This is a genomic window from Shewanella sp. 10N.286.45.A1 (assembly GCF_041470405.1).
GTDB lineage: Bacteria > Pseudomonadota > Gammaproteobacteria > Enterobacterales > Shewanellaceae > Shewanella.
Window position 1 is genome coordinate 1 of record NZ_JBFRMK010000214.1, and the last position, 22,613, is coordinate 22,613.

At 44.3% G+C, this 22,613-nt stretch carries 22 protein-coding genes; 3 read left to right on the forward strand and 19 right to left on the reverse strand.

Features of this window, described 5'->3' with window-relative positions; translation table 11 throughout:
* Positions 1-103: 103 nt before the first annotated feature.
* Positions 104-1,168, reverse strand: a complete 1,065-nt coding sequence (locus AB4238_RS15665; protein WP_372034269.1) for an alcohol dehydrogenase family protein — start codon at positions 1,166-1,168, stop codon at positions 104-106.
* Positions 1,168-1,683, reverse strand: a complete 516-nt coding sequence (locus AB4238_RS15670) for a TetR/AcrR family transcriptional regulator (RefSeq protein WP_372034270.1) — start codon at positions 1,681-1,683, stop codon at positions 1,168-1,170. Before AB4238_RS15670 ends, AB4238_RS15665 begins: the two co-directional genes overlap by 1 nt.
* Before the next feature lie 136 nt (positions 1,684-1,819).
* On the opposite strand from AB4238_RS15670, the gene AB4238_RS15675 reads away from it, so the two are divergent.
* On the forward strand, positions 1,820-2,209 hold the full coding sequence (locus tag AB4238_RS15675) for a ribosome recycling factor family protein (RefSeq protein ID WP_220739438.1): 390 nt from the start codon (positions 1,820-1,822) through the stop codon (positions 2,207-2,209).
* Positions 2,210-2,255: 46 nt separating this feature from the next.
* Here the strand turns inward: AB4238_RS15675 and AB4238_RS15680 are convergent, their stop codons facing one another.
* The 3 genes from AB4238_RS15680 to AB4238_RS15690 form a co-directional block, all read right to left on the reverse strand.
* Positions 2,256-2,705, reverse strand: a complete 450-nt coding sequence (locus AB4238_RS15680; RefSeq protein WP_372034271.1) for a PACE efflux transporter — start codon at positions 2,703-2,705, stop codon at positions 2,256-2,258.
* A gap of 461 nt (positions 2,706-3,166) precedes the next feature.
* Entirely contained in the window at positions 3,167-4,273 is a 1,107-nt protein-coding gene (locus AB4238_RS15685; protein ID WP_372034272.1) for a response regulator, read from the reverse strand.
* Between the two features lie 102 nt (positions 4,274-4,375).
* The gene (locus AB4238_RS15690; protein ID WP_372034273.1) at positions 4,376-5,140 is read right to left on the reverse strand and encodes a VacJ family lipoprotein; all 765 of its coding nucleotides are present in this window, start codon (positions 5,138-5,140) and stop codon (positions 4,376-4,378) included.
* A gap of 230 nt (positions 5,141-5,370) precedes the next feature.
* Here AB4238_RS15690 and AB4238_RS15695 point away from each other — a divergent pair, with 230 nt between their 5' ends.
* Together AB4238_RS15695 and AB4238_RS15700 are read left to right on the forward strand one after the other, a co-directional pair.
* Entirely contained in the window at positions 5,371-6,981 is a 1,611-nt protein-coding gene (locus AB4238_RS15695) for a hypothetical protein (protein WP_372034274.1), read from the forward strand.
* Positions 6,982-7,063: 82 nt separating this feature from the next.
* The gene (locus tag AB4238_RS15700) at positions 7,064-7,372 is read left to right on the forward strand and encodes an EscU/YscU/HrcU family type III secretion system export apparatus switch protein (RefSeq protein WP_372034275.1); all 309 of its coding nucleotides are present in this window, start codon (positions 7,064-7,066) and stop codon (positions 7,370-7,372) included.
* A gap of 189 nt (positions 7,373-7,561) precedes the next feature.
* Here AB4238_RS15700 and AB4238_RS15705 read toward each other — a convergent pair whose 3' ends face one another.
* The 14 genes from AB4238_RS15705 to flhB all read right to left on the reverse strand — a co-directional run bounded on the left by AB4238_RS15705 (position 7,562) and on the right by flhB (position 22,579).
* Positions 7,562-7,963 (reverse strand): DUF2802 domain-containing protein, encoded by a 402-nt coding sequence (locus tag AB4238_RS15705; RefSeq protein WP_372034292.1) that lies wholly within the window; start codon positions 7,961-7,963, stop codon positions 7,562-7,564.
* Positions 7,964-8,146: 183 nt separating this feature from the next.
* Positions 8,147-8,638, reverse strand: a complete 492-nt coding sequence (locus AB4238_RS15710; RefSeq protein WP_020911709.1) for a chemotaxis protein CheW — start codon at positions 8,636-8,638, stop codon at positions 8,147-8,149.
* 361 nt (positions 8,639-8,999) lie between these two features.
* Positions 9,000-9,902: a chemotaxis protein CheW gene (locus tag AB4238_RS15715; RefSeq protein WP_372034276.1), complete on the reverse strand. Its 903-nt coding sequence runs from the start codon at positions 9,900-9,902 to the stop codon at positions 9,000-9,002.
* Complete coding sequence (locus AB4238_RS15720) at positions 9,886-10,677, reverse strand: ParA family protein (RefSeq protein ID WP_372034277.1); 792 nt, start codon at positions 10,675-10,677, stop codon at positions 9,886-9,888. The genes AB4238_RS15715 and AB4238_RS15720 overlap by 17 nt, the downstream gene beginning before the upstream one ends.
* Positions 10,678-10,740: 63 nt before the next feature.
* Positions 10,741-11,475 carry a hypothetical protein gene (locus AB4238_RS15725; RefSeq protein ID WP_372034278.1) on the reverse strand — a complete coding sequence of 245 codons (735 nt, stop codon included), beginning with the start codon at positions 11,473-11,475 and terminating at the stop codon, positions 10,741-10,743.
* On the reverse strand, positions 11,468-12,607 hold the full coding sequence (locus tag AB4238_RS15730; RefSeq protein WP_372034279.1) for a chemotaxis response regulator protein-glutamate methylesterase: 1,140 nt from the start codon (positions 12,605-12,607) through the stop codon (positions 11,468-11,470). Before AB4238_RS15730 ends, AB4238_RS15725 begins: the two co-directional genes overlap by 8 nt.
* A 92-nt stretch (positions 12,608-12,699) precedes the next feature.
* The gene (locus AB4238_RS15735) at positions 12,700-14,886 is read right to left on the reverse strand and encodes a chemotaxis protein CheA (protein WP_372034280.1); all 2,187 of its coding nucleotides are present in this window, start codon (positions 14,884-14,886) and stop codon (positions 12,700-12,702) included.
* Positions 14,887-14,899: 13 nt separating this feature from the next.
* The gene (locus AB4238_RS15740; protein WP_372034281.1) at positions 14,900-15,637 is read right to left on the reverse strand and encodes a protein phosphatase CheZ; all 738 of its coding nucleotides are present in this window, start codon (positions 15,635-15,637) and stop codon (positions 14,900-14,902) included.
* A 13-nt stretch (positions 15,638-15,650) separates the two neighbouring features.
* Positions 15,651-16,034 carry a chemotaxis response regulator CheY gene (cheY, locus tag AB4238_RS15745; protein WP_012143382.1) on the reverse strand — a complete coding sequence of 128 codons (384 nt, stop codon included), beginning with the start codon at positions 16,032-16,034 and terminating at the stop codon, positions 15,651-15,653.
* A gap of 41 nt (positions 16,035-16,075) precedes the next feature.
* Entirely contained in the window at positions 16,076-16,795 is a 720-nt protein-coding gene (locus AB4238_RS15750) for an RNA polymerase sigma factor FliA (RefSeq protein ID WP_372034282.1), read from the reverse strand.
* The gene (locus tag AB4238_RS15755; RefSeq protein WP_044556319.1) at positions 16,788-17,669 is read right to left on the reverse strand and encodes a MinD/ParA family protein; all 882 of its coding nucleotides are present in this window, start codon (positions 17,667-17,669) and stop codon (positions 16,788-16,790) included. The genes AB4238_RS15750 and AB4238_RS15755 overlap by 8 nt, the downstream gene beginning before the upstream one ends.
* 4 nt (positions 17,670-17,673) lie before the next feature.
* Positions 17,674-19,074, reverse strand: a complete 1,401-nt coding sequence (flhF, locus tag AB4238_RS15760; RefSeq protein ID WP_372034283.1) for a flagellar biosynthesis protein FlhF — start codon at positions 19,072-19,074, stop codon at positions 17,674-17,676.
* An 11-nt stretch (positions 19,075-19,085) separates the two neighbouring features.
* Entirely contained in the window at positions 19,086-21,185 is a 2,100-nt protein-coding gene (gene flhA, locus AB4238_RS15765) for a flagellar biosynthesis protein FlhA (RefSeq protein WP_372034284.1), read from the reverse strand.
* Between the two features lie 260 nt (positions 21,186-21,445).
* Positions 21,446-22,579, reverse strand: a complete 1,134-nt coding sequence (gene flhB / locus AB4238_RS15770) for a flagellar biosynthesis protein FlhB (protein WP_372034285.1) — start codon at positions 22,577-22,579, stop codon at positions 21,446-21,448.
* Between the last annotated feature and the right edge of the window lie 34 nt (positions 22,580-22,613).

The window sequence follows — 22,613 nt, forward strand, 5'->3', positions numbered from 1 at the left end:
AATGCAATTGGTATAAAAGCAGTAGGAGCGAGCTCCTACTGCTATGCGACTTGTCATGACTGTAACGTAACCATAGCCACGACAAAAGTAAGCACTACGACTATTACTTGATGTCGATGATAATTTTACCTACATGCTGTTTTTGGCTAAATGAAGCCTGTGCAGCAGGGATATCTTTTAAAGCATAAACTTCTGCAACTAACGGTTTTATGTTGCTCTGTTCAATATGCTTTATCAGCGCCTGAAACACTCCAGCTTGCAACACAGTACAACCAAATAAACTAAGATCTTTAAGATATAGAGTTCGCACATCTAAGTTCACCATAGCCCCGCCAATGGCACCTGCAACGGCGTAGCGTCCGCCCGGACGAAGTAGCTCTAGTAGTTGTGGCCATTGCTTACCAGCAACGAGGTCAATAACCACATCAACACTGTTGCTGGCTAACACTGTCAGCAGATTATCGCTGCGATCGATGACTTGATCTGCGCCAATACTCAATAGCTGTTCTCGTTTTTCCTTGCTCGTGATAGCAATGACAAATGCACCGCGCGCTTTTGCAAGCTGCACCGCCGCAGAACCAACACCACCAGACGCGCCAGTAATAAGCACTCGTTCTTGCTGTGAAACATTAGCCTTAGTCAGCATATTCTCAGCAGTAGAGTATGAGCAAGGAAAGGAAGCAAGTTCAATATCTGAAAGAGTGGAGTTGATTGCGTATGCATGCACTGCATCCACGCTAGTGTACTGCGCAAAGCCACCATCGCACTCAGAGCCAAAGTACCAAGGCGAGGCTAATTGTTTGCCATTGACCTGAGTAATACAAGGCTCAATTAATACACGTTGGCCGATACGTTGTGGATCAACATGTTTGCCAACTGCAACGATTTCACCGCAGACATCGGCACCTTGAATGCGTGGAAATGTGAGTGCTTGTCCTGACCAACTTGCATCTTTACTATTTGCAGAGCTTTTTGAGTACCAAGCGGTACGGGTATTGATATCGGTATTGTTCACACCTGCGGCAGAGACCTTGATTAATACTTGGTAGTCCAGTGGTGTTGGCACTGCGGTATTTAACGTATGCTGCAACATATCGATATCGCCATGACCCACTAAAGTCATCGCCTGCATGGTGCTCGGAATTGAACTGGAGGCTGTTATCTGCATTACTTTTGCTCCAAAAGAGTTTGAGTGAGTTGCTGGGCGCTATTTATAGTCGCTTCACCCATTAATGGCCAAGCGCTCGCTATTCCCTCGTGCACTAAAAACAGCGCCGCGGCGCAATCTGGACGCTGGCTTTGCTTTGCTAAAAACTGTTGCACAGCTTGTTTGTGACTATTCACAACGTGACAGATTTGCTGGTTTTCTGGAAATGCGGCAATAGCTTGCATCGACATACAGCCGTTAGGTGCAGATATTTTCATCCATTGTTGCAGCTGTTTAAAGGCGTGGATAACAGCATCCAATCCTGGTGTTGGTGCTCCTTGGGTTAAGAAGGCAAGGTAGCGTTGTTGGCGGTGCTCCAACGCAGCAATAATCATCTGTTCTTTCGAAGGATAATATTTGTATAGGGTGCGCAGACTCACTCCGCTGGCTTTTTGCAAAATAGCTACGCTGGGTTGCGCAAAGCCGTGTTGGGCGAAAGCAGCTTCAAGATTGGCAGCGATCTGTTGATCTGGCATGGTGTACACCTTTAAGGTAGAGCAAGTATTCTACCTAGGGTAGAGTGTTCATTCTACCCATGTCAACTCCAGCTATGTTTTTTGTATGCTTGCTCACTTATATCATTTCATTGGACGCCGGGTATAGAATAGAGCGATGAATGAAAATGTCACCATCTCACTTCCTGCGCTTATTCACCGAATAGGTAGAGACTCAGCTAACCGGGCTAAAGCACTTGCTCGGCTACATAGTTGTGAGCTAAAGCGTGTGCGTCGCTCCCGTAACTGGGCGATAACGGGGGAGGCGATGAGCATTCAATCATTTAATGAACAGTTAAAATCTCAAACCAGTAGCGAGTGGCACTATTTAATTAAAAAGCTTGAAACCGCACTGCTAAACCACGCTGATAAATTAGAACCTTTACCTGCCAAGCTGGCTCGCTTAATTAGTGAGAACACTAATATCACGCTTGCTGAACTTATGCATCTCACCGATTGCACCCTAAGTGAAGCTAGAACTGCACGCTTTAATGCTGAGACTTGGTAGGGCATTGCAGGACTCAGCCTTTTAGCTGAGTCCTTATTCTCGAGGTCTAATTGATTGGTTGGGCAATGGTATTACAATTCGCTACGCGGCTTGAAAAGAAGCGCTCACGAATCACATCATAAGCCCAGTTATAGATAATCGCGTACACCAGAAAGAAGATAACCACGCCCAAATCCATAATGAATACGGTCCAGAAATCCAGTTGTAGCACCCACATCATCAAGGGGAGTGTGGCGACAATCATGCCAAGTTCAAACCCTAGTCCATGGCCTAAACGCATCTTTATAGAACGCTTGATGCGGTTTTGACCAAAGATGCGGTCAAAGCCTAAGTTATAGATGTAGTTCCATACCATGGCGATTAACGACAAGCAGACAGCTAAGCCAGTAGCTGATTTTGCTTTTGTATCGGTAAAGACTATCGCCGCAGTGATAACGAAAACCAAGGCAATCGCTTCAAATAGTACGCTGTGTAAAATACGCTCTTTAACATTCATAATCAGTCTCACTTTAGCTTGTTCAGTAGTTCTTAGACGGATATACCCGTTCTACTTCAAGACGCTTGATTTCACTGTTAAACCCACCTAATGGGAGCGCCTGAGCAAACCCACTTCGACGTTGCAAAGCTTAAAAAGGGAGCGACCATTACTGCGACTTTGCGACTTGAATTGAAAAGGCTGAGGGACTCTGAACTGGTCAAATACTTAATGCAATTGGTATTACTCTTTAATAAGCAAAACCTTTAAAATCACATTGTTCAATCATTGAACAACTTATAAGCGTTGCCAGTTAGCTTAGATGCCCTTCTCCACGCTTCTAACATTGCCAGCTTGTTCCAAGCTGACAATATCCATTGTTATAAGCGGATTGTTATTTACTTACGATAGCAATATATCGGTTATGTGTTCACAAGAAGCCGATACCCTAGAACTAATAGCCCTATTTAATTAGAAACAACCTAAGTTACAGTAAGCTGAATAAAGCCTCCCGCAGGCATATTCTCGTCGTGCACAAGTCCATGAAACTGATTATTTAGCAATTGAAGTTTATGCTCACTAACATTGGTTAAAATACAGAGTTGCTCACCGGGCATTAATGTTCGAAACTGCACTGAAGGAGCTCCCCAATTACTGACACCTAGCTGCATTGAGTCTGTAATGGCAAGTGGCGCAAGCCCTTCTCTGTTGCGAAGGAAACAGCGAAACTCGCTCCCAGCTTGAGCAATTGCAACTCGATAACTCGACAAGTCAATCACCACGTAAGTCATATCAACATAGATATCTAACCCTGATTTGGACATTCTATCGTTGAGATAGGTAAGCATATTGTAGGGCTCTACAATAACCTGGGATTGTTGGTTACGATAATGCTTCAGTTTATGGTTGACGAAACTCTTCAGTAACACGCTAGCGAATGCCGCGCGGTTGTCGTGAGGATAAAAGTGCGCCATATACATCATGATATGTGAATCATCGAGCATAGCAGTATCAATAAAGTGGGCACTTACTTCGTTGGTGTTAAACAGGCTATAGTCTATTTCAGCATTGGAATACTCAATCCGGCTTGGTGGGAATAGTTGCTGTTGTACGTTTTTTGCTGCTTGCTCACTTTGCGCTAACAACTCAAGATTCTGATTAAGTTCCATATAAGACAGCGATTCTAACTCGTCAAGCTGCAACGACTCTTCAAGTGTGCCATTAACACATTCGCGGATTGCGTTTTCGATAAGGTAAAGGTCTGCGACGGGTTTAACCAGATAATCATTGGCGCCATGTCTAAGGGCATCAACCACATCAGACATGGCTTGATTACCAGAGATGATGATCGAGGGAGTACCAGGGCTATGCTGATTCATTGCTTTCAACATTTCTAAGCCGCCTAGTTTTGGCATACTTAAGTCTGCCAGTACAACATCAAAGCGTTGCTTTTTAAAATAATCTAAACCAATTTCACCATTATCAGCCTCGAGAACAATAGCTCCCCTGCTCTCTAAAAAGGCCGTAACAATCTTGCGGAAAACGGGATCGTCCTCCACTAACAGAATCGTTAATTCTTTTAGCGCCATTTGCTGTCCTTAACTCACAACAGCGTAAACTCACATCCTTGTTTTCAATGTTTCCGCTTATTGTCGGCTGTTTCTTCTATTAATTGCCGACAAATTCATTATTTACTCAAGTTCCTGCATATATTCATCAAGCAATTCATCGTCATCTTCGCTCTGAGGAATATCACCATCATATACTTTGTAGTCCATGTGTTGTAAATACGCGTCTTTGACAAAAGTATATGGGTCTAAAGCATTATCAACTAACCTCTCCTGATCAATTGCTGATGCTCGACTATGCAGATTTTTAAGACCCCACTTTAACACTGACTGCCAAAATGTCAGCTCTGATAATGGAAAATATAGATCATCAACCCAATCAGAAGCGAGTTCTCTGGCAACATAAGGCCCAAAGAATGGCGCCATAAAATAGGGACCGTTAGGCACACCGTAATATCCAAGCACTTCATTGAAGTCATCTTGCTTGCGTGTCATACCCATCATTTCAGCGACATCAATAACCCCCAGTAAGCCCAGAGTGGTATTAACGGTAAAACGACCGCCAGCATTAGCAGCCCAACCCCATTTACCTTGCAGTGTGTTATTGACAATGCTACTAGGCTCTTCAAGGTTAAGAACAAAGTTGTTAATACCGCTTTTAACTGGGTGCGGGATATAATCGTTATAGCCATGAGCTACAGGTCGGTAGAAGTACCGATCTATATACAAATAGTTGAGATCCCACATTGCTCGGTTAAACCCTTCAATGGGATCACGAGGATCATTATAGGTAACGGTGACACTCTCACCTTCCTTGATCTCCTCTGCTGCAGCTATGGTAGACAATCCCAATATCGCCAGAGAAAGCACAATCCACTTATACTTCATAATTGTCTCTTTGCATAGGTCCGTATTGTTACTGTTTGTTTTTGCTAAGACTTTGCAGGTAACTGCCGATATAGTGATAAGACCGTGTAACTGGGCTAAATCTAACATTATCGACTAACAAAGTTGTAAAATACCATCAAGACCGCTAAGGATACTCAGTAACACAATAAGGTCAAACATAATTTTGTGATAAAACATGTCTATTAAATTGAACAAAGCAGGGCTCTCTTTTGGATAACATTACCCATGCAACTTTAAGTAATGCGAATGGCACTGCCGCTCCTACAAATGGATCGCTATCAGCTCAACCAACGTCACTGATCCCCGTTACCGCATCTCTTAATAGAAATGGCGTATTAGTTCACTTTTCAGGACACACATATAACGTAAAACTAGTTACACCTTTAAGCCCACAACAGTTTTCAAAGGCCCAAGCCTTCCTATTGAATATAGTGCAGCAAAACGCTGTCGTCAGTAATACAACTCAAATGCAACTACTCGTTTTAGGCCAAGCGCTCTTTTTCCCGATGCCTAAAGCAATGCTAGCGCTTGATAATCGCAACAATATCTCCGAGCGAAAATTGTTCAAACTTGCCAATAGAAATGAAGGTTACTTGTTGCCAAATGCAAAGGTTTCTGGCTCCGAGCTCCACTTTAATAATGGCTCCAAGCTAACTCTGCCGATGTTGTCTTCTTTAGCCGGTGGCGAGTATTCGGTCGCAGTGAAAACACGAGAGCAACAGCTATTGCTTAAGCTCACACCAATCCAGGCAAAAATACCGATAACTCTCGATGCTACTCATAGTAATAATAAGGAAACCGCAGCAACAGTTCCGCTATCTGAGGCACTTAATCACAGTAAAACGAATGTCAATCACCAGTACAGGACACTCTTTTCCCAACTAGAAAGTACTCCGCTGCCACAGGTATCTGAATCAAGATCATTGACAGCTAAATTGCCGTTAGATATTGCCAACCAAAACAGCAAACCTGATCGGCACAACTTTCTGACCTCTGCATTAGCAAAAGCGGGCAGCCTTCCCAGAACTTCTATTAAACAAAGCTTGCCAACAGCGAGCCTAGCAAGTGAGATGTTCAAGTTACTGCCAATGCTCAACCCTGAGCCGCTGTTCTCGCTGAGTGAACCTAACAAATTACAACAAGCACTACTTAGCTTTAATTCGCTCAATATTAGTCCATCAAGCGGGCAAGCTGATACACCTAGCCACATAAATACCTTAAGCTTAGTCTGCCAGCTTTTATTAGGCCAAAATGCAATGGAGCGTGCTACAGCACCGCTAAGCACTGAGTTAACCAATAGGTTGGCCGCCTTGCAAAGGCACTTGGGCTTATCTTCACAAGTATTATCGATACTAGCAGCCACAGAGACTCATAAACCTTTAGGCAAACTGCTTAATAACCTAAGCTTATATCAGCAGCAATCGGGCGCTGTTGAAGGCATTAATCATTGGTACTTCGCTGTGCCCTATTCTATCAATCATTACCAAGAGCAGTTTGAAGGCCACTTTGAACAAGCTGATGATCTTCAAGAGAAAGCTCACCATTGGAAGTTGCGCCTGAAATTCAACCTTTCAGCAAGTCCACTTCTCATTACAGCTAAAGCAATTGGCGTAGAGCCACTTGATAGTGCGCTGCGCATTACTGTAGATTTTGCCAGTGACAGTCAAAACCTGTTAAATAAGGTAAAACTACTTAGCCCTAAACTTACTAATAAAATAGAGCAATTGGGTCTATCTGTAGTAGCAATAAACACACAAAAACAAGCGGTACCAGCAACTTTGCTTCCAGGCGAGCATTACTTGGTCAAGGTAAAGGTCTAGCAGCAAATTGAATCCTAGCCAAGTAACGCCGATGAACAAGAGTCGACTAGATTGACCAACATGAAATTAAAGGGAGAAGCCAATGAGCCAGCATGAGCAGTCGACCAAGGCTGTGGCAGTTAAATACGAACACGGCACAGCTCCAAGTATTTCAGCAAAAGCCGAAGGTGAATTAGCACAAGAGATGATCGCGCTTGCTGAAGCGGCTGGGATCTTCATCCATAAAGACGAGCACCTATGCGAGTTTTTACAAAAAATGGAAGTTGGCGAAGCTATCCCTAAAGAGCTCTATTTACTTATCGCAGAGTTGATAGCTTTTGCTTATGTACTTGACGGTAAATTCCCTGAAAAATGGAATGGTATGCATGAAAAGATAATGGAAGAGGTTTAGAGGTTCACTAAGGGACTACAGAGAAAACAACCTGTTGTTTTACGGCTACAAAAGATTGGGTTAGGTTTGTGTATTTCAAGCAATTAGTTCTAGTAAAGGGCATTATGAAGGCCTAAAACTAAAGCTTATGTGCTATTCATCTTTTTGCTAGAAACGAAGTGCCCTCAACGTGACCTTGGCGACGCCTTCTTACTTTCTATGTAGGCGGATCAATAACTCAGCTTCAGCTTTGGGTAATTCACACTCTTGAATAAGCTCATCAATACCTGCGCCTAAGTCGACCATTTTCATCGCTCTGGAATACAATCTTGCTTGTGGATCTTGCTGATTTGTCTCTTCAAGCTTGGCATCTTGCTGCTGCAGTTTCTTCTCAAGCTCAAGCACTCTGCGGCCAACCCCAATAGTGCCACTTCTAAGCTCTTGCAGTTCACGCTTTACCGCTTCTCTTTGCTTGTCGCCATCTTTGACCAATAACGTTAACGCTTCAACTTTCGCACGCAACTTTTTAGCTTGCTGGCTTATAAGCACAGCCGAGCCAATGGATAACACCACAAATAGTAACGCAGTACCGATCAAAATCTCTTCAGCAATCATTTATGGCTCTTTTAATAAAAAGGGGCAAGACAAACATGGAAACAAAACTAACGCTCCGCTTACAGCTAGCGAAGCGTTGCTAAACTCACTGGCGTTAAACCTATTCAGCTTTCTATACTAACTTAGACAGTTTCAGTTTTTCAGGATTTATCCCGCTAAAACCGTCTAAGCGGTACGCGACTATATCTGTGTCAGTTCCATCCACTCTTCATCTGAGAGTAGCTTATCGAGATCGACTAAGATCAACAGCTCGCTATCGCGGTTACTGACACCTTGAATAAACTTAGCACTTTCCTCAGTACCAACATTTGGCGCATTATCAATCTCTGAGCGACGCAGGTAAACAACCTCTGCAACGCTATCGACCAATATACCAATAACTTGTTTTTCAGCTTCGATGATTACGATACGCGTCGAATCATTGACGTCTGCAGATGCAAGGCCAAAGCGCGAACGGGTGTCGATAACTGTCACAACATTACCACGTAGATTAATAATACCTAAAACGTAGTGCGGTGCACCTGGTACTGGTGCAATTTCAGTGTAACGCAGTACTTCTTGAACCTGCATAACATTGATGCCATATGTTTCATTATCTAACTTGAAAGTCACCCATTGTAACACTGCATCATCATTGCCAGCCGCTACGGCTACACTATTTGAACTTGTCATAATCGCCTCAATCAATAGTTCTGTGACTATCTATTTAAATATTATATTAATACCAATCGTAGTAAATAACTGCTCACTCTAGCTTGTCAATATACTCGATAACGTCGTTAAAAAATTTTAATTGTAGAATAACTACTTATCGAAAATTTCTGCCTTATTTTCAAGTGTTTTCCCTGCGCTATTTCTGAACACTTACTTACTGTGATTGGTATAATCATATCTTTCTATGCGCTTCAAACCAATCACTTTAATATCGAAATTCTACAAACCTATGCACTTTATCGGCATTTGGTATTTTTTCTAAACTAGCCATTGCAAATTTTGCTTATCAACTGCGTTGATGACTCTGAGCAATCTATCACTAGCCTTGACTTCCAAGCCCTGAATCGAGCATTGCAATTAACGCATCAACATTTAAAATGCCGCACATCTGCTCTTTTACTACCCCAGCAAGCCATGGCCTTTTACCCGCTTGACTGCGCCAGTTAACTTGCGACTTATGGATTTTTACAGTATTAACCAATGACTCGCAGGTTAAGCCCCAGCTACTATCTTGCAAGACTACGATATATTGATAGTTAACACTTTGTGCCAAATCATCATACTTTTCTGGCATCACCCAGGCACAGGTATCAACAACATTTAGCTGAGACTCTCTGTGCTGCTGCACGCCGAGGTACCAACCTGGTCGTCCCATTAAGTGGTTAATGCGGTCAAGGTTTACAATCCCCCCTAAACTCACTAACGGCACTGCTAAAGTCAGTCCAGCCACTTTAAAGAACAGCACCTGAAACTCGTCATCTAATTGCTCTACCAAATCTTTGGTGACACTTGGAGGTGCCGGTGGTGACTCTTGAAGCTGTTGGTGACTAACTGGGTCTATCTCTACAGTCACAGTAGATTTCGGTGTTACAGCTTTGCTCACTAATGCCGCATCTATAGCGGCCTTTCTATCTGCTTTAGTTATAGCCTTCTCGTCAACTAAAGCTTGCTGTACTTGAGGTTGTTCAAGCTGGCTACCTACCACTGCCTGGCTGGGCTGCGCGCCAGACACAGGGGCTAACAGTTGCTCCAATGCTTGGCTACTAACACGCTCTTTAACTGCATACTCTTTAACTTCTGCCTTTGATTGACGCTGAAGCTGCCTAGCAGGCTCTTGCTCGGCTGAAGACATTACCGCTTCTGCCAATTCTGTCTCTGCAGTATTGTCAGTTAACAATAAAGAGAAGTAATCACTTACTGCGTCATCAACCAATTTTGACATGGGAGAGGTCCTTCGCAAGTAAGTCATCGAGTAGTCTATCGTAAGCTTTTACCCCTCGGCTACGGGGCGCATAATGTGAAGCGGGTAAATGGCTCAAACTTGCATCTCTAAATTTAGTATCCACTGGAATAACATCAGACCAAAGGTTGTTTTGATAGTCTTGAGTTAGTTGTTGCAAGGCCACGGTGGCAGCACGGGTTCTTTTATCAAACATGGTTGGCACGATTGTGTAGCTATACTGGACTTTCTTTGAACGTCCCATAAGGATCATGGTTTTAACCATTCTATCCAGCCCTTTAATCGCCAAAAATTCAGTTTGAACAGGTACGATAATGTGTTGGCTAGCAGCAAGAGCATTAACCATCAACACCCCAAGTACAGGAGGACAATCTATAAGAACCACATCGTATTGGTCTTCTAAAAGTGCTAACGCTTTGGTTAAAATTAACCCCATCCCTTCTTGGTGACCAAGGCTACGATCTAACGTAGCTAATGCCATTGTAGAGGGGATTAGATCGAGATCTGGCACATTGGTCGGCACGATATAATTGCCAATAGTCTCTTTAGTTAACTTTTTATTGCTTAAGAACAGATCATACAAAGAGCTCGGTAACTCTTCACTGTCTATGCCTAAGTAATAGCCTAGCGATGCGTGAGGATCCGTGTCGACCATGAGCACTCGTTTACCACGCTTGGTAAACACGCCAGCTAAACTAGCAACAGTGGTTGTTTTACCAACACCGCCTTTCTGGTTTGCTATGGTCCAAATTTTCAAAATGATCCTTATGATGGCTGCGCCACCGTCTTTGAGAGACTTTAACTCACACTGAGTTAACCACTACTCTTCTATCGCTCGAGTTGTGATCCTGATCCCGCCATGAGGCAGGCTTATCAGCTTTACACCCTCTTCAGTAACATTGAGCATCTTTGCTTTGTCTGGAAGGCTATAAATCGTCTGTGGGGCGAGCCCATTACTAGCTTGCTCGGCAGCGGTATATGACTCTTTTGGCTGTTTATCGTCGGCGTTTTCAGCGAGTTCTTGTCCGTCAATCTTAGCTGTCACATGAACAGCATCAACACTTGGTGAGTCATTCTCATGTAATGACCTATTTTCTGTCGCAACTGCTTTCAATTTTGCCGATTCGATGGTTGACGGCTCAAGCACTGTATTATCAATACTCTTACCTACGGTGGTACTATTTTCAGGTGCACTCTGATTAGATTGGGTTATAGAATTCTGAATAAGTTGCTCCACACTGCCATCACCAATCGGCATTAACGTAAGCTCTCCCGCGCGAGCGCGAGCAACAAATGACTGTACAAACACCGGATTATCCGCCATCCAATTAGCCATAACCTCAGCTTGTTCATCAGGCACCATAAACAAAATTTGGCTTTCTTTTAATTCGGCGACTTCATCTTGCAATAATTGATTTTTGTACCTGAGTTCGAAATACAGGGAGCCTAAAACAAAAGCGGCAATACTGAGTAAAAACATCACCAACAACGACACAGTATTCACCGCGCCTCTGGTGTTTGTTCGACACTCATATTGCCGTTGTTTACTAGCCATGAGCCGTCTCTTTGAGGATTGATTCAGCCATCTGCTCAATGCTAATAGATTTAGTTGCAATACCCGCATTGGTTACCGCTTGCGGCATGCCATACACTACGCAGCTCGCTTCATCCTGCGCCCAAATATTAGCGCCCGTCGCTTTGAGCATACGAGCGCCTTCGCGACCATCGGCCCCCATACCAGTGAGTACGACTGCTAATACATCGCCACCAAATAATTTAGATGCCGATGCAAAGGTGATATCCACGCTAGGCTTATAGTTCATCTCTGGTTTACCTGCGAGCACTTTAATACGACCAAAACTACCACTGCGCTCAAGCATCATCTGCATGCCGCCAGGTGCTAGATAAGCACAACCCGCACGCAATTGGTCGCCAGTTTGTGCTTCTTTCACCTCAATTTTACATAGGCTATTTAGGCGAGTTGCAAAGGTGGGTGTAAATGCTGCAGGCATATGCTGAATCAGCAAAATCGGGTGCGGGTAATTTGCAGGCAATTGTGTTAACACTTTTTGCAGTGCAACAGGGCCGCCAGTCGAGGTACCAATAAGTAAGGCTTTATATTTTTTACCGCTTGCACGAGTAACAGCCGATGAACGACTGCTCGGTTTATCTGCTGGCTGCGGTACTGGCTTACTGGAAGCTGCTGCACGGGTTAATGGCACCGTTTGTGCCGCAGTTGTCCGTGGTTTTACTGTTGCTATTGATGGGCGAACTGCAGGCCTAAATAAACGACGCCGACCTAAAGTTTTAATTCGCTGCTGTAGCAGTGCGATGGCGTCATCTTTATTGGTGGCAATATCTTCGAATCGTTTAGGAAGAAAATCAAGTGCACCAGCTTCAAGCGCATCTAACGTGGCTTTTGCGCCATCGTGGGTTAATGATGAAAACATCAAAATTGGCACCGGATTGCTGGCCATTATTTGTTTAACCGCAGTGATCCCGTCCATCACTGGCATCTCAATATCCATGGTTATCACTTGTGGCTTAAGTTCTGCCGCAAGCTTTACCGCTTCAGCGCCGTTTACCGCGGTGCCGATCACTTCTAGTTCTGGATCTTGACTGACAATCTCACTAACGCGTCGTCGAAAAAAACTTGAATCGTCGACAACTAGTACTTTTATGCCCATTTAAATTCCTATAACGCATGGGGTTCCAGCTTTCACATTACGCAAAAGGACAAGTCGAAAACACGTTTTCTCCTTGCCCTGGAAATAAGGCGTTAACCTTTATTGCGTGCGTAATGCTTTAGAAGTCCAGGAACGTCCAAAATCAGCGCGATACCACCGTCTGAGGTAATTGTAGCCCCCGCCATTCCCGGCGTACCATGTAACAAGGTGCCTAGTGGTTTTATCACCACCTCTTCCTGTCCAATCAGCGAGTCAACTACAAACCCTATCTGCATCGTGCCTAATTGCACAATAACCACGTGCCCATGCTGTCTATCGCCATGGATCCCGCCTGTTTGAGTTCGAGTGAGCCAACTTTCTAAATAAAACAGTGGTACGGCTTTATCACGAACAATCACTGTCAGTTGACCATCGACCACATTGGTTTTAGTTAGATCTAAGTGGAAGATCTCGTTAACGCTCGACAGAGGCAGCGCAAATACTTGTTCTGCTACTTCAACCATTAACGTTGGCATGATAGCCAGTGTTAATGGCACTTTAATCTCTAAACGTGTGCCCTTGCCTTTAAGCGAATCAATAAAGATGGTGCCGTTTAGTTGGGTGATCCGTGTTTTAACCACGTCCATTCCTACGCCACGACCTGAAATATCAGATATTTCTACCTTAGTTGAAAAGCCAGGTGCAAAAATTAGATTATAAGCTTCTTCATCTGTCATGCGTGCAGCAGCATCTTCGTCAACTACACCACGATCTATCGCAATGTTCTTAAGTCTTTCAGGGTCCATCCCTGCACCATCATCCTCAATTTTTAGCAGGATATGATCGCCTTCTTGGCTAGCCGACAAAGTAATCGTTCCGCTACGTGCTTTTCCATTAGCTTCACGATCATCTGGCATCTCAATACCATGATCGACTGAGTTTCTCACCAAATGCACAAGTGGATCGGCTAAGGCTTCAACTAAGTTCTTGTCCAGATCGGTATCTTCACCCACCATAACAAGATCAATCTCTTTATTGAGACTGCGGGCTAAATCTCTAACAACACGTGGGAAGCGGCCAAATACTTTCTTAATTGGCTGCATCCGGGTTTTCATTACGGCGCCTTGAAGATCCGCTGTTACTAAGTCTAAATTAGCTAAAGCTTTCGACATCTCTTCGTCATCACGTGAGATCCCAAGGCTTAATAAGCGATTACGGACCAATACCAGCTCACCGACCATATTCATTATCTGATCAAGCCTTGAGGTATCAACACGGACTGTCGTTTCAGCTTGCGGCATATTATTGCCGGCAGCTTTCGGTGCAGCTTTTGCAACAGGTTTGACTTCAGCTTTAACCTCAGCTTTAGCCACAGGTGTTGTCACGGCTTTTTGCTGTGAAGTGGTTATTGCTTGAACCACTGCTGCGGGTGCCGTTTCGCTTGTTGTCACTTGCGCTGGTTTTTCTACAGCAGCGGGGGCAGCTCCAGAACCATGCAGTTCATCAAGCAAACGCTCAAATTCGTCATCGGTTATCTCATCAGAGTCAACAACATGGGTTGGCTCCTCTGTTGCGGCGGCTACCGAAGCAGAGGCCTTAAATTGACCCGAACCATGAAGTTCATCAAGTAAAGATTCAAATTCATCATCGGTAATGTCATCTGAGCTCTGCGCAGCATCAACATGGCTTGTAGCTGCATCAACACCCGGGCCTTTGCCACTGCCGTGTAATGCGTCAAGTAATGCTTCAAATTCTGCGTCGTTGATGTCGTCGATACTGCCGCCAGCAGTCATGTCGGTAGCTTGTGGAACCACTGCTTCTACAACCTCTTCAACCATTGGCTCTTCAACCATTAGCTCTTCAACTGATGCCACACTCGCTTGTGTGTCTGCCAGCTCTGAGGGCAGCAATTGTCCCGCGCTCAGAGTTTTTAGTTGAGCTAGCAAAGTTGTGTCGGCTGGAGATTGAGGCTGACCCGCTTGAGTTTCAGCAAACATGGAGTTAATTGCGTCTACGGCCTGCAAGATAACATCCATCAGATTGGCGCTAACGTCTCGTTTACCGGTACGCAATAGATCGAAGGTATTTTCTGCTTCGTGGCAGACATCAACCATTGGCGTCAAGCTGAGGAAGCCTGCACCACCTTTTACAGTGTGAAAACCTCTAAAAATAGCGTTAAGCAGATCGGTATCGTCAGGATTATTTTCTAACGTGACCAATTGTTCCTGTAGAAGCTCTAAAATCTCACCGGCTTCGATCAAAAAGTCCTGCAGTATCTCTTCATCAACATCAAAGGACATTATTTTGACTCCCTTAAAAACCTAAACTCGAAAGCAGATCGTCAACTTCATCTTGACCCGTCACAACATCCTGACGTTTTTCTGCATTCATAATAGGACCTTCGGCTTCAACATCTAGCGGCGGTGTGTTTTCAGCTGTTGTTGCTGGCTGCTCACCAAAGACGGTTAACATCGATACTAAGCTGTTCTCAACTTCTCTGACGAGATCAATCACCCGGCGGATCATTTGACCAGTTAGATCTTGAAAGTCTTGTGCTAGCAAAATCTGATTAAGAAGTTCTCTTACTCGGTTTGCATCCGATTCGCTTCTTTCCACAAATTGCTGAATATCGTGACATAACGTTTTAAATTCAGTCAGCGGCAATTCTCGACGCATGAGTTTATCCCATGCAGGTTTAACCGCATGAATGTTATGACTTAACGCGTTAGCTAAAGGTAAACACTCTTCTACCGCATCCATGGTCTTGTTCGCTGCTTGCTCCGTCATATCAATAACGTAAGTTAAGCGCTCTTTAGCATCCGGGATTTCGGTGTTAGCAAGTTCAATCAAGCGGTTATCCACTTGAAAGTCTACTATTGCACTGTGGAGCTGACGGGTTAAACGGCCAACTTCATCAAACAGTTCTTTCTGGATCGGTGAGGCTATATCTCTCACCAATTCATCGGCTTTGGCTTGCTCGCCATCGCGAAGTAACGCGACGAGGCTCTCAGCTTGCTCGAGAGTAATGAGCCCTGAAGTATGTTGCTGCATTGCTCATCCTTGCTTAACCGAGGCGCTCGAAAATTTTATCTAACTTTTCTTTAAGCGTGGCTGCGGTAAAAGGCTTAACTACGTAACCGTTAACACCAGCTTGCGCTGCTGCAATAATCTGCTCACGCTTCGCTTCAGCCGTTACCATCAGTACAGGTAAGTGTTTTAACTCATCATCGGCACGTATTGCCTTTAAGAGATCAATACCTTGCATTCCTGGCATGTTCCAGTCGGTTACGACAAAATCAAAATCGCCCTTCTGTAACATAGGTAAGGCTGTTGAACCGTCATCTGCTTCTTGAGTGTTGTTGAATCCCAAGTCTCGCAACAAGTTCTTGATGATACGTCTCATTGTTGAAAAGTCATCAACAACAAGAATCTTCATATTCTTGTCCAAGGTTTCCTCCGCGGAACTTATTTTTTAGTGTTTGTTTATTGTTATGCTTGCGTCCAGTGCTTGAGTTTACCTTTGAGTCTTAGCATCGCCTGACTATGGATCTGGCTTACTCTAGACTCACTGACCTCAAGAATGGCCCCAATCTCTTTTAAATTTAATGCTTCATCGTAATACAGCGACAATACCAGAGCATCACGTTCTGGTAATAGCTTTATCGCTGCCACTAATGCTGAATGAAATTCAACTTCAGCTAGCGACTCATAAGCGACATCATCATGATCATCTTCGTGGCTAACGACATCCACTGCGACACCTAAATCTTCAATGCCAACAACTTTGCCCACAGACACATCATTTAGAATGCTGTAATACTCGTCAAGCGACATCTCTAATCGCTCTGCTATCTCAGGATCTCGCGCATCACGCCCAAGCTCTTGTTCTAGTTCATCAATCACTTGCGCAACGCGACGTTGGTTACGATGCACCGATCTCGGTACCCAATCACCACGTCTTATTTCATCTAACATAGAGCCACGAATTCGAATACCTGCGAAGGTTTCAAATTTCGCGCCTTTACTGCCATCAAACTTTGATGATGCCTCTAACAGCCCCATCATACCCGCTTGCAGCAAATCATCTAGCTGCACTGACGCTGGTAAGCGCGCCAGTAAATGATGGGCAATTCTTTTTACTAGCGGTGCATACTGTTCAACGATAGAGGTCTTATTATCTAAACTAGTATACGCGGCCGCTTTATTCACCTGACTTATCCTCTTGATAATCAGGACGTTGGACCAATCGTTCAACAAAGAACTCTAAATGTCCGCCAGGTTGAGAAGGTATCGGCCAACTCATTATTTTGTTCGCTAGTCCGTGATAAGCAATGGCTGCCGGAGACTTAGGGAACGCCTCAACAATCAGTTTTTGCTTTCTTACCGACTTACGTAAGTTCTCATCGAAAGGCACCGTAGCAACCAGTTCAAGCGCAACATCTAGGAATCTATCAGTTACTTTGCTTAATTTGGCAAATAACTCCATCCCTTCGCGTAGACTGCGCACCATATTAGCGACAATCTTAAAGCGGAACACACCATGCTCGCGGCTCAAAATTTTAATCAATGCGTAAGCATCGGTTATCGATGTCGGTTCATCACAAACAACAATTAAGACATCTTGTGACGCCCGAGAAAAACTCAGCACCATGTCTGAAATCCCCGCTGCGGTATCAACGATTAAGATATCAAACTGAGTTCTCATTTCACTAAATGCGCGAATGAGTCCTGCATGCTGTGCTTGAGTCAACTCAACCATTGCTTGGGTTCCTGACGTTGCAGGAATAATCCCAATACCCTTTGGCCCTCTTAAGATGACATCATCTAATTCGGCATCTCCAGACAAAACATGAGATAAATTTTTCTCAGCACGCAAACCTAGCATCACGTCGACGTTCGCTAAACCCAAATCGGCATCCAAAACGAGCACGCGTTTGCCCTTTTCAGCTAACGCTACGGCGGTGTTAATTGACACGCTGGTTTTACCAACGCCACCTTTACCACCAGACACGGCGATAACTTTTACTTTTTCATTATTTGGCTGATTCATCATACGTAAACCACTTGCTTGATCGGGAGTCATGTTTTTACTCAAATGCATGGGTCACTTCTCGTGACGGTTCACTGTTCTGTAATGGTTCTAATTCTTGGTTATCTAACACGGCTAATGCTCGGTTGGCTAAAGCTAACGTGTCAGCCACTTGCATATCTTCAGGAACACGTTGTCCATCAGTCACATAACTCAAAGGTAACCCACTTTGGATCAGTACACTTAGCGCTGGCGCCAATGACACTGATTCATCTAACTTAGTCAGTACCGCGCCTGAAAGCGGGATACGGGTAAACTGTTTTACGGCGTCTTCAAGTACACGACGCTGTCCTGTTGCAGACATTACCAGATAACTACGAATAGGTATTCTGCTATTTGCAGTTAAGTTATCGAGTTGCTGGAATAAGCGCAGATCTCGCTGGCTCATACCTGCAGTATCAATCAATACTAACTTGCGGTTTCGAAACTGATACAAAATCTGTTCTAACTCATTAAAATCATGAGCCTGTTTTACTGGGCATCCCATTATTTTGCCATAAGTTGCCAATTGCTCAAAGGCTCCAATGCGATAATGGTCAGTCGTAATCAATGCGACTTGGTCTGAACCATGATGTGCGGCAAATCTAGCGGCTAATTTAGCAACAGTAGTGGTCTTTCCCACACCGGTTGGCCCCACAAATGCCACCACACCACCCTGACGAACAATGTCGTCGCCTTGATTGTCTAGCATATTGGCTAAACTGCGCGGCAATGAGGCGACTAATTCAGCCGGTGAATAATGTTCGCTCAAATTAGACAGCTTTTTGGCGACGGCTTGAGAAAACTCAGCTTCTAACAACTTGCTCTCTAGCATCGCACCAACAGGATCAACACGCTTTTTTTGCTCAGACATTAAGGAGCTAACTTGATGTGTTAGCAGGCTTCGAATTGACGCCAACTCCTCTTTCATCGCGTCCATTTCTGCACTGTTACTTTGCTTCTGTGGCGCAAAACTGTCTGGCGCTCTATTCGGCGTAAACTCTGCCTTCGCAGGCTCTTTAGATTTAGCAACTTGTGCCTGTAAACCTTTAGCCCACTCTGGCATATCAAGCTCTTCACTACGCGTGGCTGAAGTATGCTGGTTAACACGGCTTTGCTGACGTTCAAGCAACGCTTGCAGCGAATCTGGCGCTGGTGTTGCTTTAGCGCGAGATTCAGCCTTTACATTTGCTCGCGATCCGAGTGTTACTTTTTCATCGCTAAGGTCAGTAAAGGCCGCAGGAGATGGCGTCGCCGCTACAATTTGTGGCTTAGGATCGTCATAATCCACTGCCGCGACAATTTCTATACCGCCGGTCACTTTCTTATTCGACATAATGACAGCATCTGAACCCAAAGTTTCTTTAACTTGGGCTAAGGCCGAGCGCATATCTTTTGCTAAAAATCTTTTAATCTTCAATTATTCGCCCTCTACTGTCCAACAGCGGATACGATGCGTATCTGTTTCTCATCAGGTACCTCTTGATAGGAGATCACCCTCAGATTTGGAATCGTATGCTTAACAAATCTTGATAATGTTGAACGTAGCATGCCTGATGTTAATAAAATTGCTGGTTGACCGACCATTTCTTGGCGCTGTGTAGCATCAACCAGTGACTTCTGCATACGCTCTGCAAGGCTTGGTTCAATATTTGGACCTTCACCTCCAGTTGCTTGCATAGACTGATGCAACATCTGTTCCAACTCTGGCGCCAAAGTAATGACAGGGATCTCAAGTTCAGGTCCGCTGATCTCTTGGACGATCATTCTCTTTAATGCTATTCGCACTGCTGCGGTTAGCACTTCGGTATCGGCACTCTTTGGTCCGTACTCTAATAAGGTCTGCACTATGGTCTTCATATCTCGAATCGATACGCCTTCGTTAAGCAGGTTCTGCATCACTTTTACCACAGTACCTAGTGGCATAACATCTGGAATGAAGCCATCAACCAATTTAGGTGAGTTCTTAGCGAGCATATCCAATAGCTGCTGCACCTCTTCGTAACCGAGTAACTTGGAGGCATTGTTAGTCAGTAGTTGACTGATGTGAGTGGCCACTACTGTCGCGGAATCAACCACTGTGTAACCTAAGGTCTGAGCATGTTCTCTGAGCTCTGGTGCTATCCATACCGCTTCTAAACCAAAAGCAGGATCGGTAGTTTCGATACCTTCTAACTTACCGAATACTTGACCTGGATTAATCGCAAGCTCGCAATCATGACGAATTTCGCCTTCACCAGAGGAAACTCCCATTAACGAGATTCGATAAGCATTTGGCGACAAATCTAAATTGTCACGAATATGCACAGCTGGTACCAAGAAACCTAACTCTTGAGATAACTTCTTACGCACCCCTTTAATTCTACCTAGCAGTTCGCCGCCTTGGCCTTTATCCACTAATGGTATTAAGCGGTAACCCACTTCAAGGCCAATAGTGTCAACGTGTTGAACATCATCCCAGCTAAGCTCTTTAGGCTGGGCATCACGCTTCTCGACAGGTCCTGATTTAGCCAGTTCCAAGGCACGTTCTCGGTCGGTTTCTTTCTTCTTGTTAATGAAATAGGCTGAGGCTCCAGCAATAACAGCCAGTGATAAAAACACAAAGTGTGGCATACCAGGCACAATGCCCATCACAAACATAACAGCGGCAGCAATGGCCAGAGCTTTAGGGCTGTCAAACATCTGACTCATCATCATTTCGCCCATATCGCCAGATTCATTTTGACGAGTCACCATTAAGGCGGCGGCGATTGATAATAGAAGGCCAGGTATTTGTGCAACAAGACCATCACCAATAGTCAGCAGCGTATAAATCTCAATAGCATCAGAAAAACTAAGCCCATGCTGCGCCATACCAATAACAAATCCGCCAAGGATATTGATCACTAGAATCAAAATTCCCGCTATCGCATCACCTTTTACAAATTTTGACGCACCGTCCATCGCACCATAAAAATCAGCTTCACGGGTCACCTCGGCGCGTCTTGCACGTGCTTCCTCTTGGCTAAGTAACCCAGCATTTAAGTCTGCGTCAATCGCCATCTGCTTACCTGGCATTGCGTCTAGGGTAAAGCGAGCACTAACTTCTGAGATACGCCCAGCACCTTTAGTAACTACTGCAAAGTTAATGATAATTAAGATTAAAAATACCACTAGGCCGACAGCGTAATTGCCACCAATAACCACGGAGCCAAATGCCTCAATCACTTTACCTGCAGCGTCGCCGCCATTATGACCTTCAAGTAATACCACGCGGGTGGAAGCTACGTTTAGTGCTAGTCGCAGCAATGTGGCAACTAACAATACACTGGGAAAAGCGGCAAAATCTAACGGCCGGTCACTATAGATAGCAACAAGTAGCACAACGAGTGCGAGTGCGATATTGAATGCAAACAGAATATCCAGCAAAAAGGCAGGCATAGGTAAAATGATCATAGCCAGTGCGGCTAGAACCAATAAAGGGGTACCCACGCCTTTAAAATGTGCGGGCTTTAATTGTTTTAATTGCCCAAGTCTTGCGTTAAATTCCATTCACCCTAAGTCCAATCTTTGACGCCCATTGGCTATACTGCAAATTTAGTACCAAAAGTTGCACTAATATCAATAGCATTAACCAGTAACAAAACCAATAGGATCAAGCAGCTCACATTCTAAAGCATGCACACTATAACCTGAAAAGAATGAGCAAAGAATGGAAAGCCAAGTAAGTGGTTATTTTTTATGCTCTTTCTACTTTAAAATGAGATCTCAATATAAGGTTCATGCACAATTCAATTGATAATCGAGCCTGTTTAATGTTTGAGCTCATCAGGGATCGGTTGCTTGGTAGGAATAGCATTGGGGCGACGCCCTTTGCCTCTTTGGTATTGACGTAACTGAAATACATAAGCTAGTACTTGAGCAACAGCTGTAAATAGCCCTTCTGGGATCTCTTGATCTATTTTAGTGGTATGGTAAATAGCACGGGCTAAAGGCGGCGCAGTAACAATAGCGACATCATGTTCTCGGGCAATTTCACGGATTTTAAAGGCGACTTCATCCACCCCTTTAGCAACCACAAACGGTGCGGTTGATTTAGCAGCATCATATTTTACCGCCACAGCATAATGTTCAGGGTTAACTACGATGACATCGGCATTAGGCACCTCGCCCATCATACGCCTTTGTGCCATCTCTTGTTGTAGCTGACGAATACGGCCCTTAACTTCAGGCTTACCCTCGGTATCTTTGTACTCATCTTTAACTTCTTGCTTGGTCATCTTTAACTGTTTGGCGTGATGCCAAATTTGATAAGGCACATCAATAGCAACAATAATAAACGTCGATGCACACAGTAAGATGAAAATCCAAGAAACTAGATCTAATGCATGATAAATATTGCCGGGAAGATGATCTTGCGACAACATCAAAATATCATTCAAATAGATTTTCAAAACGACATAAGCGGTAATTGCCACCACTGAAAACTTAGCAATACCCTTGGTAAGTTCAACTACAGCTTGTACGCCAAACATTCGCTTCAAGCCTGCAACAGGACTCATTTTGCTCGGTTTGGGCATGCAGGCTTTGGCCGAAAAAGACATTCCCCCCAGCGCGACGTTACCAGCAAATGCAATCAGTGCCAGCAATAAGATAAAACCTAACAAAGGCGCAGCTAATTCATTGCCCACCATGCTCCAAATGTTCATCATCTGCCGCGTGTCGAAGATCTCTTCACGGGTTAATGTAAATAGGTTAGTCATAATGGTGTGCATCGCTTTAGCAATGCTTGGCCCAGTCATAACAAGTCCAACTGAAGCGGCAATAAGAACTGCAGAAGTCCCTAAATCTTTGGAGCGTGCAACCTGCCCTTTATCTTTGGCCTGTTGCAACTTTCTGGAGGTTGCTTCCTCTGTTTTTTCTTGGCTACTGTCATTTTCAGCCATGACAGTCCCCCTTAATGACTTGAGATATCGCTAA

Bases quoted from the DNA above. Each gene is read 5' to 3' on its own strand.
- AB4238_RS15665 (WP_372034269.1), bottom strand. From the start codon at position 1,168: ATGCAGATAACAGCCTCCAGTTCAATTCCGAGCACCATGCAGGCGATG.
- AB4238_RS15670 (WP_372034270.1), bottom strand. From the start codon at position 1,683: ATGCCAGATCAACAGATCGCTGCCAATCTTGAAGCTGCTTTCGCCCAA.
- AB4238_RS15675 (WP_220739438.1), top strand. From the start codon at position 1,820: ATGAATGAAAATGTCACCATCTCACTTCCTGCGCTTATTCACCGAATA.
- AB4238_RS15680 (WP_372034271.1), bottom strand. From the start codon at position 2,705: ATGAATGTTAAAGAGCGTATTTTACACAGCGTACTATTTGAAGCGATT.
- AB4238_RS15685 (WP_372034272.1), bottom strand. From the start codon at position 4,273: ATGGCGCTAAAAGAATTAACGATTCTGTTAGTGGAGGACGATCCCGTT.
- AB4238_RS15690 (WP_372034273.1), bottom strand. From the start codon at position 5,140: ATGAAGTATAAGTGGATTGTGCTTTCTCTGGCGATATTGGGATTGTCT.
- AB4238_RS15700 (WP_372034275.1), top strand. From the start codon at position 7,064: ATGAGCCAGCATGAGCAGTCGACCAAGGCTGTGGCAGTTAAATACGAA.
- AB4238_RS15710 (WP_020911709.1), bottom strand. From the start codon at position 8,638: ATGACAAGTTCAAATAGTGTAGCCGTAGCGGCTGGCAATGATGATGCA.
- AB4238_RS15715 (WP_372034276.1), bottom strand. From the start codon at position 9,902: ATGTCAAAATTGGTTGATGACGCAGTAAGTGATTACTTCTCTTTATTG.
- AB4238_RS15725 (WP_372034278.1), bottom strand. From the start codon at position 11,475: ATGGCTAGTAAACAACGGCAATATGAGTGTCGAACAAACACCAGAGGC.
- AB4238_RS15730 (WP_372034279.1), bottom strand. From the start codon at position 12,607: ATGGGCATAAAAGTACTAGTTGTCGACGATTCAAGTTTTTTTCGACGA.
- AB4238_RS15735 (WP_372034280.1), bottom strand. From the start codon at position 14,886: ATGTCCTTTGATGTTGATGAAGAGATACTGCAGGACTTTTTGATCGAA.
- AB4238_RS15740 (WP_372034281.1), bottom strand. From the start codon at position 15,637: ATGCAGCAACATACTTCAGGGCTCATTACTCTCGAGCAAGCTGAGAGC.
- AB4238_RS15755 (WP_044556319.1), bottom strand. From the start codon at position 17,669: ATGACTCCCGATCAAGCAAGTGGTTTACGTATGATGAATCAGCCAAAT.
- flhA (WP_372034284.1), bottom strand. From the start codon at position 21,185: ATGGAATTTAACGCAAGACTTGGGCAATTAAAACAATTAAAGCCCGCA.
- flhB (WP_372034285.1), bottom strand. From the start codon at position 22,579: ATGGCTGAAAATGACAGTAGCCAAGAAAAAACAGAGGAAGCAACCTCC.